The following is a 12634-nucleotide window of genomic DNA, read 5'->3' as shown; positions in this document are numbered from 1 at the left end:
TCCAACGTCGCAGGCCACAAAGCCATTGCCAGTCGTCAGGAGGCAGCATGACCCTTCAGCTCTTGGAAACCTGCGTTGAAGCCGGCCTCAAGGCCGAACAAGACCTGCTGGCGTCCGTGTGTGATGGTCACGCTGACAGCGGCTTGCTGTTCTGGCGGCCTACCGACCGCGCGTTGGTCATGCCACGGCGGTTGAGTCGGCTTCCCGGCTTCACTGAAGCCAGCGAAACCCTGGCGGACAGTGGCTGGCCGGTCCTGTTGCGTGAAAGTGGCGGCGAGCCCGTGCCGCAATCGCACTCGACGGTGAACGTGGCGCTTGTGTATGTCCAGCCGGACACCGATCTGGATCGCGACCGCATTGAAAACGTCTATATGCGCCTGTGTCAGCCGATCCTCGATACGCTGATTGAGTTGGGCGGCGCTGCATCTCTGGGCGAAGTCGAAGGTGCCTTCTGCGATGGCCGCTTCAACGTTAACCTCAACGCTCGCAAGATGGTCGGTACCGCGCAGCGCTGGCGGCAGAGTCAGGGTGGCAAGCGGCCGGTGGTGTTGGCCCATGCCGCGATGCTGCTGGATGACGAGCGCATTGAGATGGTCAGCGCGGTCAATCGCTTCAACGAAACCTGTGAACTCGATCCGCGGTGCAAAGCAGAAAGTCATGTCGCTTTGCATGAGCTGTTCGAAGCGCCGGATTTTCTGCACAGCTTGAGCGAGCGCTACTCACGTCTGCTGGCCGGGATCTGACTCCCTCCAGACACCGGTCAGTCCGTTAGCGGGTGCCGAAAACCACCATGGTTTTGCCCCGGACATGCACCAGGTTCTGCTCTTCGAGCGACTTGAGCACCCGACCGACCATCTCCCGAGAGCACCCCACGATTCGGCCGATCTCCTGGCGGGTGATTTTGATCTGCATGCCATCGGGGTGGGTCATCGCATCAGGCTGCTTGCACAGATCGAGCAGGCTGCGAGCCACGCGCCCGGTGACGTCCAGAAACGCAAGATCGCCGACCTTGCGCGTGGTGTCGCGCAGCCGCTCGGCGATCTGCGCACCGATGGCGTACATCAATTCGGGATCGTGCAGACTGAGCTCGCGAAACTTGGCGTAGCTGATTTCGGCCACTTCACATTCGGTCTTGGCGCGCACCCAGGCGCTGCGCTGGGCACCGGCAGCCGTCTGCTGAAAAAGCCCCAGTTCGCCAAAGAAATCCCCGCTGTTTAGGTAAGCGACGATCATCTCGCGGCCTTCGTTGTCCTCAATCAGGATCGTCACCGAGCCCTTGATGATCAGGTACAGCGAGTCTGATTCTTCGCCTGCGCAAATGATGTTGCTCTTCGCCGGGCATCTTCGTCGCTGGGCGTGGGGCAGCAGTTTGTCGGCGATTTTCATCTTGTTCGGAGGCGGCACGGCGAGCATGGCTATATCCCGTAAAAAACAGCGCCCTGAGGCATTCCTAGAGGTATCGGCAGTATTTCCGTTTTGACGCAGTTCAACTGCGGCAATTAGCCATTTTTTCAGACACTTCCTACATTTCGGTCGTTTTCCGGCATGTCCGGTTCACTAAGCGACGATAGGGCCCTGTGCTAAGCTGGCCGCCATTTTTCAAGCTTTGGAGAGCGGTGATGAAGGCGCGTATTCAATGGGCGGGTGAGGCGATGTTCCTCGGTGAGTCCGGCAGCGGCCATGTGGTTGTGATGGATGGCCCGCCAGAAAGCGGCGGTCGTAACCTGGGTGTTCGCCCGATGGAAATGGTGCTGATCGGCCTGGGTGGCTGCAGCAACTACGACGTGGTCAGTATCCTCAAGAAGGCCCGTCAGCCCATCGAAAGCTGCGAGGCATTTCTGGAAGCCGAGCGCGCAAACGAAGATCCCAAGGTGTTCACCAAGATCCATTTGCACTTCGTTGTTAAAGGGCGCGGGCTGAAAGAGACCCAGGTCAAGCGTGCGATCGAGCTGTCCGCCGAAAAATACTGCTCGGCGTCGATCATGCTGGGTAACGCGGGCGTCGAAATCACCCACGATTACGAGATCATCGAACTGGGCTGAGCAACGCTCAATTTTCACAAAAGCGGTGCAGGCTATGGCATGCGACTTCTGACGTCTGCATAATGCGCCCCTTTTTCAGGGCGCGACCGCCGGATAACCGGCTCGCCTCCGACCAGACAACCAAAATCGCCAACGCGAAGAGGTGTTAACCGTCCTACGCAGCTGAGCCGGGCTCAGTTGACGGGCATGCTTGATCACGCGGCCAGCGCCGCACCCATATAGAGAGTTTTTAACGGTGAAAAGCAAACTCAAGCTCCACGGGTTCAATAACCTGACCAAGACCTTGAGCTTCAACATCTATGACATCTGCTATGCGGAAACCCCGCAGGACCAGCAGGCCTACGTCGAGTACATCAACAGTGTGTACGACGCCGAACGCCTGACGCGGATTCTTACCGATGTCGTCGATATCATTGGCGCGAACATCCTGAACATCGCGCGTCAGGACTACGATCCACAAGGCGCCAGTGTGACCATTCTGATCTCCGAGCAGCCGGTCACGCCGACCGACAGCCAGATCGAAGAATCGCCGGGTCCGCTGCCGGAAACCATTCTTGCGCACCTGGACAAGAGCCACATCACGGTTCACACCTATCCTGAAATTCACCCCGTTGACGGCATCGCCACCTTCCGCGTAGACATCGACGTGTCGACCTGCGGCGTAATCTCCCCGTTGAAAGCGCTGAATTACCTGATCCACAAGTTCGAGTCCGACATCGTGACCGTCGACTATCGCGTGCGCGGTTTCACCCGTGACGTTGAAGGCAAGAAGCACTTCATCGACCACGAGATCAACTCGATCCAGAATTACCTTTCCGATGACACACGCGACAGCTACCAGATGACTGACGTGAACGTGTACCAGGAAAACCTGTTCCACACCAAAATGCTGCTCAAGCAGTTCGAGCTGGACAACTACCTGTTCGGCGACGCCACCAGCAATCTCTCGGCTGAACAGCGCGAGCAGGTCACTGGTCGCGTGAAGCACGAGATGCTCGAAATCTTCTACGGCCGCAACATGCCGGTCTAAGATCTCGGCGGTACAAAAAAGGCGCCTTTTCAGGCGCCTTTTTTGATTCCAGGCTTTCGTGGCAGCCTTGCTTCTGGGTAGAAGCCGGCCGCGCGCAGATCCGAATCAGATCCTGTAAGTGGTCTTGGTCATGATTTTGGCCATCAGACTCATGCCGAATTTCACCGGCGCCGGGAAACGGAAACCGCCTGCCTCGAGCGCGCGTTCTGCGTGATGCTCCTCGTCGGCGCGCATCTGCTCCAGAATCGCCCGGGACTTCTCGTCCTCAACCGGCAATTGCTCCAGATGCTCGTTCAAGTGTTTGCACACCTGATCTTCCGTCGCGGCAACGAAGCCCAGGCTGATTCGATCGCTGATCAAACCAGCCACTGCGCCGATGCCAAACGAAGCACCGTAAAACAGCGGGTTGAGCACACTGGTGTGACTGCCCAGCTGATGAATGCGTTGTTCGCACCACACCAGATGGTCGATTTCTTCCTCGGCGGCGTGCTCCATGGCTTTGCGCACCTGAGGCAGTTTCGCGGTGAGCGCCTGCCCCTGGTACAACGCCTGAGCACAGACTTCGCCGGTGTGGTTGATGCGCATGAGCCCGGCGACATGCCGAGTGTCGGACTCATTCATCTTGATGTCGGGTTGAACAATGGCAGGCGAAGGGCGGTGAGCGTGTGCGCTGACGGGCAGCAGCGTCTTCATCGCAGCGTCGGCCTGAAGCAGAAAACGGTCGATAGGGGAGTAGTGACGTTCGGTAGCCATGGGCGCCTCCGGGTAAATCCACGGCGGCCAGTCTACCTCAAACGGTGTAACCGGGCTTCTCCGGCGTCAGACCGCCGAGGCACGCGCAGGCACTCGGCAGGTCGACAAAGCCTGGGGACGATGACTCAGCCCGGCGGCCAGCTCATCTGGCGCTGACCCAGCACGTGCATGTGGATGTGATAGACGGTCTGTCCGCCTTTCTCGTTGGTGTTCATGACCACGCGGAAGCCGTCCTCGCAACCGAGTTCTTTCGCCAGGCGCTGGGCCGTGAACAGGATATGGCCCAGCAGGCCCTTATCGTCTTCAGTCACGTCGTTGAGGGTGGCGATCGGCTTCTTCGGGATAACCAGAAAATGCACAGGCGCCTGGGGGGCGATGTCGTGAAAGGCCAGCACTTGATCATCTTCATAGATGATCTTCGCCGGGATTTCCCGGTTGATGATCTTGGTGAACAAAGTATCCACAGCCTTCTTGCTCCGTTTCGAGGGGGATGAAGGCAGTGTACTGAGCGTCCCGGGTCACGCACAGCCGTTTGTTGCCATGCGCCGCGTCAGGCTGACGTACGAGATTTGAGAATCGAGCCCCAGAGCTTTCGCGTCATCCAGCGACTGGCAAAGCGCGGCAGGCGCGTCAGTAGCCTGTTACGCCAACCCGGGATGATCACCGCACGATTCTTGTCCAGCGCGCGAACCGTGTACAGGGCGACCTCTTCGGCGGTCATGTGGTTGTCGTGGGTGAACTTGCCGGCGTCCAGCTGTGCGGTGCGGAAAAAAGCGGTGCGCGTCGGCCCGGGGCACAGCACCGAAATCTTCACGCCGGTTTTGTGCAGCTCCTCGCGCAGCCCTTCGGAAAAATGCAGTACGTACGCTTTGCTGGCGGCGTAGGTGCTCATCCACGGCCCGGGTTGAAAGCCCATGACCGACGCAACGTTGAGAATTTGACCGCCGCCTTGCACCGCCATCAGATTGCCAACCGTGTGACAGAGGCGCGTTAGCGCGAGCACATTAAGGTCAAGCAGGTCCTGCTCCTGCGCCCATTCCTGAGCGAGAAACGGGCCGCTGTTGCCGATGCCGGCGCAGTTGACCAGCAAATCGATGCTTCGCGAGCCTTCTTCGAGCTCTAGCAGAAAGCCCGAGAGGCGCAGCGGTTCGCCTAGATCGCAGGCGCGGAACAACACCTCGACGCCAAACCGTTGCGTGAACTCAAGCGCGATGCTTTCGAGCATCTCCCGGTGCCTGGCCACCAGAATAAGGTTGCGACCCCGGCGGGCGAGGGCTTCGGCCATCGCCAGGCCAATACCGCTGGATGCACCTGTGACCATGGCGTAACGGGTCATGCAATTCTCCAGTGTTTGCTGCTCGTATTGAGACAGCGTCCCTGCTGCCAGATAGTTATTGGTCGTCGTTGCTGTCGGAGGAGTCACCAATATCTACAGGATCAACGGGAACGGTTGGTTGTTCCGTGTCACTGGAGTCATCGTCGTAAGGCAGCGCTTGCTCGTACGCGCTGGTGGTGGCTTCAACTTCTTCCTGAATGGTCTTCAGTCCGCCCATCACCCCAGCCACTACCGCCAGTACAAGTACCAATAGCCAGATCGCCGCGAGGACTTTGACGCGCGGCGTGTTGCCGGGCGGCGGTGGACCGTACTGATTAGGGCCCGTGCTGCCGGGGACGGCCATCATCACGATCGGAAAGAAGCTGCCCACCACCGGCACCATATTCAGCAGCAGCAACCAGGCAGACATACCGGCGTCATGCAGGCGCTGGGCGCCGATCTGGACACTGACCACGACGAATGCGACGAAAGCGACGGTCCCTAACAGTCCGCCCGCCACGAGCGAAACGCTGAGAACGCCGAGACACAGCACGGCGACCAGCATCGCTACTCCCACCAGCGCCAGGCTCCACGCCAGATAGCGAAGACGGCCAATCCGGCCGTGGATGGAAAACACCTTCAATTCGCCAACGGCTGGCCAGTCTTGTGCGACTGGCGTTCGCGGAGGTGCGTAAGGGGATGTCGCAGGGTCGAAAGCCGGACGGGGCGCGTCGTGGACCACTTCCTCAAGGCTCAATGACACTGGCGCCTCGGGCTCGATACGGCCCTCGACACCTGCATCGTTCAGCGCCGCGAGATAACGCTGCGCGTCGTCCCGCGTCAGGCTGCGCTTTATGGTGACAGGCTTGCCGGTGAAGAGGCGGTCAACGCCAGCAACGTCAGTCTTGAACAGTTGCGCCAGATTCAGACGCGCTGTCTCCAGCTCAACGCCTGTTCGCAACTGTCCCTCGAAAACGATCTTGAAATGCTCCGCCATGCTGGCTTCCTTGTCTTGAGTTCATACGATGTGAGCAATGTGCGTCAGAACGGTTTGACGACTACCAGAATGACCACGGCCAGCAAGATCAACACGGGTATCTCGTTGAACCAGCGATAGAACACATGGCTACGGCCCGGTTCTCCGCGCGCGAAGCGTTTGACCTGCGCGCCGCACACGTGGTGGTAACCAATCAGCAATACGACCAGGGTGAGCTTGGCATGCAACCAGCCTTGCTGCAGGAACCCCGGTGCGAGGACGATCAGCCAGATACCGAACACCAGGGTGGCGATCATCGCGGGCATCATGATGCCCCGGTACAACTTGCGCTCCATGGTGCAGAAGCGCTCGCGGCCTATGGAGTCTTCACTCATGGCGTGATAGACGAACAATCGCGGCAGATAGAACAGGGCGGCGAACCAGCACACCATCGCAACGATATGCAGCGCTTTAATCCAGAGATAGAGCATTTTGGTTTGTTTCCAGGAACACGGTGCCAAATAGTAGTGGCTTCCGCGCCCGTACGTCACGTTCGCGGTTGTCCCATCGGCAATCGACCCATATGATCAGCGGCTTTCCACTGGTTTGGTAGAGGGGCAGGTTATGGTCAAGGTCGGTATCGTCGGCGGTACGGGTTACACCGGCGTCGAGTTGCTGCGTCTTTTGGCGCAACACCCGGAGGCTGTAGTGGTTGCAATCACCTCGCGCTCCGAGGCAGGTCTGCCTGTCGCTGACATGTATCCAAACCTGCGCGGTCACTATGACGGCCTGGCGTTCAGCGTGCCGGATGTCAAAGTGCTCGGCGCGTGCGATGTGGTGTTCTTCGCCACACCTCACGGTGTCGCACATGCGCTGGCTGGCGAATTGCTCGCCGCTGGCACCAAGGTCATCGACCTCTCCGCTGACTTCCGTCTGCAAGACCCGGTTGAGTGGGCCAAGTGGTACAACCAGCCCCACGGCGCGCCTGAATTACTGGACGAAGCGGTGTACGGCCTGCCGGAAGTCAATCGCGAGCACATCAAGGGCGCACGGCTGATTGCGGTGCCGGGTTGCTATCCGACTGCCACTCAGCTGGGTTTCCTGCCACTGCTCGAAGCAGGCCTTGCGGATCCGTCGCGCCTGATCGCCGACTGCAAATCGGGTGTCAGTGGTGCAGGTCGCGGCGCCAGTGTGGGCTCGCTGTATTCCGAAACCAGCGAGAGCTTCAAGGCCTATGCCGTTAAAGGACACCGCCATCTTCCCGAAATCACCCAGGGGCTGCGTCGCGCTGCCGGCGGCGATATCGGGCTGACGTTCGTGCCGCACCTGACGCCGATGATCCGTGGCATTCACGCCACGTTGTACGCAACCGTCGTCGACAAGTCGGTCGATCTGCAGGCGTTGTTTGAAAAGCGCTACGCCAATGAGCCTTTTGTCGACGTGATGCCCGCCGGAAGCCATCCCGAAACCCGGAGCGTACGCGGCGCCAACGTGTGTCGCATGGCCGTGCATCGTCCGCAGGATGGCGATCTGGTGGTGGTGCTGTCGGTCATCGATAACCTGGTCAAAGGCGCTTCGGGGCAGGCCGTGCAAAACATGAACATCATGTTTGGCCTTGACGAACGGCTGGGCCTGTCCCACGCAGGGATGTTGCCGTAACAGCAGCTTCAAGCTTCAAGCGGCAAGTTTCAACTCGATTGCTGATAGCGGGCTGTTTCTTGTCGCTTGCGACTTGTGGCTGTCGTCGGAATAGTTGACCAATTTTCTAGGAGAAGCGGATAATGCGCGTCATTACGCATTATGACGGCTTAGCGCCGGGAGATTTTGAGCATGAGCGTTGAATCCTTTACCCCTGTGGCTTTGGAATTCACCCACGGTGCCGCGCACAAGGTGAAAACTCTGGTCGATGAAGAGGGCAATGACCGCCTTAAGCTTCGCGTCTTCGTGACCGGTGGCGGTTGTTCAGGTTTTCAGTACGGTTTCACCTTTGATGAAGACGTCGCCGACGATGACACCATCGTTGAGCGCGAGGGCGTCAGTCTGGTGGTCGACCCCATGAGCTTTCAGTACCTGGCAGGTGCGGAGGTGGATTATCAGGAGGGTCTGGAAGGCTCTCGTTTCGTGATCAAGAACCCTAACGCCTCGACTACCTGCGGCTGTGGCTCTTCGTTCTCGATCTGACCCAACCGTTACACACAAAAACGCCGCGCATTTGCGCGGCGTTTTTGCATGGCGAGCGTAGCGCTTAGGCCGGGTAGATTGCGCCCAGAACACGCAAGCCTTTGGCTCCGGTCACGCTCGGACGGTTGGCAGGTACGCTTTCCAGTGCGCAGTGCGCAAGCCAGGCGAACGCCATTGCTTCGACCCAATCAGGATCAACTCCGAATTCTGCAGTGCTCGTGACCTTTGTTGCCGGAAGCAGCGCCGCCAGTCGATCCATCAACGCTTTGTTTTGAGCCCCGCCGCCGCAGACCAGCAGTTCTTTGGTCTGCGCCTGTGCCGATTGCAGCGACTCGGTAATGCTCAATGCGGTGACTTCCAGCAGTGTCGCCTGCACATCTTCCGGTCTCAGCGTGGGCATCTGGAACAGGTGGTGGTGAACCCAGCCAAGGTTGAACACTTCACGGCCCGTGCTCTTGGGACCCTTGGTCTGAAAGAACTGATCACTGAGCATGGACTTGAGCAGCGCATCATTGACTGTCCCGCTCGCGCCCCACGCGCCATCGCGGTCATAGCTCACGCCCCGCTGTGCTTGTATCCACGCGTCGAGCAACACGTTGCCTGGACCTGAATCGAAGCCAGAAACCGGTTTGTCGATCTCGATCAAGCTGAGGTTGCTGAAACCACCGACGTTGAGTACGGCACGGTAGTCCTTGTTATCGTCGAACAACGCTTCGTGGAATGCCGGAACTAGCGGCGCGCCCTGTCCACCCGCAGCGATATCACGTTTGCGGAAATCGCTTACGACGGTAATGCCCGTTAGCTCAGCGAGCAGGGCAGGGTTGCCAATCTGAATGGTGAAGCCACGTGCCGGTTCGTGGCGAATCGTCTGGCCGTGGCTGCCGATAGCGCGGATTTCGCCGGCTGACACATTCTGCTGATCCAGCAGGGCCAGTACGCCTTGAGCCGCTAGATGAACCCATTTCTGCTCGGCGATGCCGGCACGGGCCAGCTCATCCGGACCGCTGGCACAGAGTCCCAGCAGTTCGGCGCGAAGATCGTCAGGCATGGGGATGTAATAGGTGCCGAGCAAACGTGGTCGGTCATCCTGTTCTACCAGCGCGAAGTCGAGTCCATCCAGACTGCTTCCGGACATTACACCTACATATAAAGTCATGGGTCAGCGCTTACTCGAGGCCAGCATGGTGGCCTTTTCCTGGTCCATGCGAGCCATCAAAGGTTGGCTCTCCTGCATGAACCGCTGTTTTTCGGACTTGGCGATCGGATCAGCCATCGGCAGCTTCTGCCCTAGCGGGTCGACATGAACGCCATTTACCTGGAACTCGTAATGAACATGAGGACCCGTGGACAGGCCGGTGGTTCCAATATAGCCAATGACTTGACCCTGCTTGACGCTGGATCCGGACTGAATGCCTTTGGCAAAACCTTGCATGTGGCCGTACAGCGTCCGGTAGGTTTCGCCGTGCTGAATAATCACAGTGTTGCCGTAACCGCCGCGCCGACCGGCAAGAATGACTTTGCCATCACCGGTCGCTTTGATTGGTGTGCCACGAGGTGCAGCGTAGTCGATGCCTTGGTGGGCGCGAATCTTGTTCAGGATCGGATGTTTGCGACCGGATGAGAACAGCGAGCTGATGCGGGCGAACTCGACCGGCGTACGGATGAATGCCTTACGCATGCTGTTGCCGTCTGCGGTGTAATAGTTGGTATTGCCCTGCTTGTTCGTATAACGCACAGCCGTGTAGGTCTTGCCGCGGTTTACGAAGCGCGCCGAAAGAATATTGCCCGTACTGACCGTCTTACCGTTGACAACCTTCTGCTCGTAAATGACATCGAACTCGTCGCCCTTGCGGATATCTTGAGTGAAGTCGACGTCGTAGCCAAAGATGTTTGCCATCTCCATGGTCATGGTATGGCTGAGGCCTGCACGCTGGGCGGATTGCGATAGCGAGTTGTTGATCGTTCCGTGAACGTAGGCAGTCCGGACATTGGGTTTGGTCACGTCACGGGTAAACGTGTAGCCCTTGTCGGTTCGGGACAAACTGATGCTTTCTGTCTCGCTCAGCTTGCTGTGTAACTGCTTGAGGTTGCCCTCGGGGGAGAGTTCGAACTGCAGCACCTGGCCATTTTTCAGCTGGCTGAACTGCCTGGCTTTTTTGTCGCTGGCAATAACGTCGTGCACTGCAGTCGCAGGCAACCCTACTTTTTCGAACAACGTAGACAACGTATCGCCCTTCGACACCACTATTTCCCGGTGAGTCGGGCCTTTGGCAGTAGCAACCTCTTTCTGCGCGACTTTGGTGTCGTTTGAGGTCTTCGCGGTTTCAGCGGGCTCAGTCGCATCACCTTCGATCTGGGCGAAAGGTGAATCTACAGGCGCCTCTGTGGCCTGAGGCTGTAGTTGAGCGTCTTGTTCTTGCTCGACCTGATCAGCAGGTGTGTCTAGTTCGAGAGCAAGATTTGTTCGTTTGGCTTCGACGTCGCTGGATGGGAAGACGAGGAGAGCCAGGCTAAGCAGTGCGGCGATACCGCTGGCTGCGAGCAGGTGGCTCTTCGGATAAAGCGGTGGCGCTTTAGGCGGAGTGTCTGTCATAGGTAATTTTGACTTTGAAAAAAGATGAAATGGAAAAGATGAATGACATGATGAAGATGAAATAACTGTATAAAATATAACCAAATCTCCCCTGAGGCAAGCTTGCGATCGGCTCGCCTCGCGATTCGTCGTGCACTCAGTGTCAGAACTTGTATTTGGGCGCTGATCTTGTATGGTTGTTTCCCTTTGAAATAAGGCATTACGGGGCGGTTATGAAGTCGGTTGAAGAGCAGCTAGCGCTGATCAAGCGTGGTGCAGATGAACTCCTGGTCGAGGCCGAGCTGATCACAAAGCTCAAGCGTGGGCAGCCACTTCGTATCAAGGCCGGTTTTGATCCAACCGCGCCGGACCTGCACCTCGGGCACACGGTGCTTATTAACAAGCTGCGTCAATTCCAGGATCTCGGGCATCAGGTGATTTTCCTGATTGGCGACTTCACCGGGATGATTGGCGATCCGAGCGGCAAGAGTGCCACCCGTCCCCCGCTTACGCGCGAGCAGGTGCTCGACTACGCCGAGACCTATAAGGCTCAGGTTTTCAAAATTCTGGATCCTACCAAGACCGAAGTGGCATTCAATTCCACCTGGATGGATCAACTGAGTCCTGCAGACTTCATCCGACTCTCTTCCCAGTACACCGTGGCCCGTATGCTGGAGCGTGATGACTTCGACAAGCGTTACAAGTCGAATCAGTCGATCGCCATCCATGAATTCCTTTATCCGCTGGTGCAGGGTTACGACTCGGTTGCTTTGCGCGCCGACGTGGAGCTGGGCGGTACCGATCAGAAATTCAACTTGCTGATGGGGCGTGAGCTGCAGCGCGCGTATGGTCAGGAAGCTCAGTGTGTTCTGACGATGCCGTTGCTGGAAGGATTGGACGGCGTCAAGAAGATGTCCAAATCGCTGGGTAACTATGTAGGTATCCAGGAAGCGCCCGGCATCATGTACGGCAAGCTCGTCTCCATACCCGATGCGCTGATGTGGCGTTACTTTGAGCTGCTGAGCTTCCGCACCATGGAAGAGATTGCAGCCTTTAAGGCGGATTGCGAAGCAGGGGCGAATCCGCGCGACATCAAGATCAAGCTGGCCGAAGAGATTGTCGCGCGCTTCCACGGTGAAGAGGCCGCGGCTTCTGCCCATCGTTCTGCTGGTAATCGTATGAAGGATGGCGAGCTTCCGGAAGATCTTCCGGAAATCGAACTGGCCGCAGCCGAAGACATGCCGATTGCCGCTGTCCTTAATAAGGCAGGGCTGGTCAAGAACTCTGCAGTCGCGCGCGACCTGCTGGCATCCGGCGGCGTGCGTATAGATGGTGAAGTCGTGGATCGGGGGTTTGTATTCAAGCTGGGCGCGACCCATGTCTGTCAGGCCGGCAAGAAAGCGTTTGGGCGGATTACACTTCGTTTGGCATAAAGTTCAAATAAGTGCTTGACGCCCCTCCGGATGTGTCTATAATTCGCACCACTTCCGGCGCAGACGAAACAGAAAACTCCTTGATAATCAAAGAGTTGGACGAAGTAAGCAGCGAGGAATGCTTCGGTTCAGATGCTTGAATCGACAGCGGTGAAAAAGGCAGTTGACAGCAGGTTGTAACGCTGTAGAATTCGCCTCCCGCTGACGTGAGACGTTAAGAAGTCGAACGAAGCGCAGGTGGTTGAAGTTGATAAGGAAACTTTGAAAACTTCTTAAAATAACCGCTTGACAGAAACAAGAGACGCTGTAGAATGCGCGCCTCGGTTGAGACG

General features: G+C 57.8%; 14 protein-coding genes. 6 read left to right on the top strand and 8 right to left on the bottom strand.

What is annotated here, in order from left to right; translation table 11 throughout:
* Nucleotides 1–47 precede the first annotated feature (47 nt).
* On the top strand, nucleotides 48–743 hold the full coding sequence (locus ACQKEN_RS21370; RefSeq protein WP_427688543.1) for a lipoate--protein ligase family protein: 696 nt from the start codon (nucleotides 48–50) through the stop codon (nucleotides 741–743).
* A 25-nt stretch (nucleotides 744–768) separates the two neighbouring features.
* Here ACQKEN_RS21370 and crp read toward each other — a convergent pair whose 3' ends face one another.
* Nucleotides 769–1413 carry a cAMP-activated global transcriptional regulator CRP gene (crp, locus tag ACQKEN_RS21365; RefSeq protein WP_427688541.1) on the bottom strand — a complete coding sequence of 215 codons (645 nt, stop codon included), beginning with the start codon at nucleotides 1411–1413 and terminating at the stop codon, nucleotides 769–771.
* Nucleotides 1414–1619: 206 nt separating this feature from the next.
* Between crp and ACQKEN_RS21360 the strand changes: the two genes are divergently transcribed.
* Nucleotides 1620–2042: an OsmC family protein gene (locus tag ACQKEN_RS21360; protein ID WP_037019202.1), complete on the top strand. Its 423-nt coding sequence runs from the start codon at nucleotides 1620–1622 to the stop codon at nucleotides 2040–2042.
* A 235-nt stretch (nucleotides 2043–2277) separates the two neighbouring features.
* A complete protein-coding gene (gene speD, locus ACQKEN_RS21355; RefSeq protein ID WP_037019204.1) occupies nucleotides 2278–3072 on the top strand; it encodes an adenosylmethionine decarboxylase in 795 nt (264 codons plus the stop codon).
* 105 nt (nucleotides 3073–3177) lie between these two features.
* Here speD and coq7 read toward each other — a convergent pair whose 3' ends face one another.
* From coq7 to hemJ, 5 genes are all read right to left on the bottom strand, one after another.
* Nucleotides 3178–3825 carry a 2-polyprenyl-3-methyl-6-methoxy-1,4-benzoquinone monooxygenase gene (gene coq7 / locus ACQKEN_RS21350; protein ID WP_427688538.1) on the bottom strand — a complete coding sequence of 216 codons (648 nt, stop codon included), beginning with the start codon at nucleotides 3823–3825 and terminating at the stop codon, nucleotides 3178–3180.
* Nucleotides 3826–3950: 125 nt separating this feature from the next.
* Nucleotides 3951–4289, bottom strand: a complete 339-nt coding sequence (locus ACQKEN_RS21345) for a histidine triad nucleotide-binding protein (protein WP_074887052.1) — start codon at nucleotides 4287–4289, stop codon at nucleotides 3951–3953.
* A gap of 86 nt (nucleotides 4290–4375) precedes the next feature.
* Nucleotides 4376–5161, bottom strand: a complete 786-nt coding sequence (locus ACQKEN_RS21340) for an SDR family NAD(P)-dependent oxidoreductase (protein ID WP_427688535.1) — start codon at nucleotides 5159–5161, stop codon at nucleotides 4376–4378.
* Nucleotides 5162–5216: 55 nt separating this feature from the next.
* Entirely contained in the window at nucleotides 5217–6137 is a 921-nt protein-coding gene (locus ACQKEN_RS21335) for a DUF805 domain-containing protein (protein WP_427688533.1), read from the bottom strand.
* 44 nt (nucleotides 6138–6181) lie between these two features.
* Nucleotides 6182–6607 (bottom strand): protoporphyrinogen oxidase HemJ, encoded by a 426-nt coding sequence (gene hemJ / locus ACQKEN_RS21330; protein ID WP_427688531.1) that lies wholly within the window; start codon nucleotides 6605–6607, stop codon nucleotides 6182–6184.
* A 133-nt stretch (nucleotides 6608–6740) separates the two neighbouring features.
* On the opposite strand from hemJ, the gene argC reads away from it, so the two are divergent.
* On the top strand, nucleotides 6741–7775 hold the full coding sequence (gene argC / locus ACQKEN_RS21325) for an N-acetyl-gamma-glutamyl-phosphate reductase (RefSeq protein WP_427688529.1): 1035 nt from the start codon (nucleotides 6741–6743) through the stop codon (nucleotides 7773–7775).
* A gap of 171 nt (nucleotides 7776–7946) precedes the next feature.
* A complete protein-coding gene (erpA, locus tag ACQKEN_RS21320) occupies nucleotides 7947–8297 on the top strand; it encodes an iron-sulfur cluster insertion protein ErpA (RefSeq protein WP_237251497.1) in 351 nt (116 codons plus the stop codon).
* Between the two features lie 64 nt (nucleotides 8298–8361).
* On the opposite strand, the gene ACQKEN_RS21315 is transcribed toward erpA, so the two are convergent.
* Nucleotides 8362–9453, bottom strand: a complete 1092-nt coding sequence (locus ACQKEN_RS21315; RefSeq protein ID WP_427688527.1) for an anhydro-N-acetylmuramic acid kinase — start codon at nucleotides 9451–9453, stop codon at nucleotides 8362–8364.
* Nucleotides 9454–9456: 3 nt separating this feature from the next.
* Entirely contained in the window at nucleotides 9457–10890 is a 1434-nt protein-coding gene (locus tag ACQKEN_RS21310; RefSeq protein ID WP_427688525.1) for a peptidoglycan DD-metalloendopeptidase family protein, read from the bottom strand.
* A 212-nt stretch (nucleotides 10891–11102) separates the two neighbouring features.
* On the opposite strand from ACQKEN_RS21310, the gene tyrS reads away from it, so the two are divergent.
* Nucleotides 11103–12302, top strand: coding sequence for a tyrosine--tRNA ligase (tyrS, locus tag ACQKEN_RS21305; RefSeq protein ID WP_427688523.1), 1200 nt, complete (start codon nucleotides 11103–11105; stop codon nucleotides 12300–12302).
* Nucleotides 12303–12634: the final 332 nt, after the last annotated feature.

This window comes from Pseudomonas sp. NPDC078416, from assembly GCF_050268485.1.
GTDB lineage: Bacteria > Pseudomonadota > Gammaproteobacteria > Pseudomonadales > Pseudomonadaceae > Aquipseudomonas.
The sequence above is the reverse complement of the archived record's forward strand: the minus strand, read 5'-3'. Positions and strand labels throughout refer to the sequence as shown.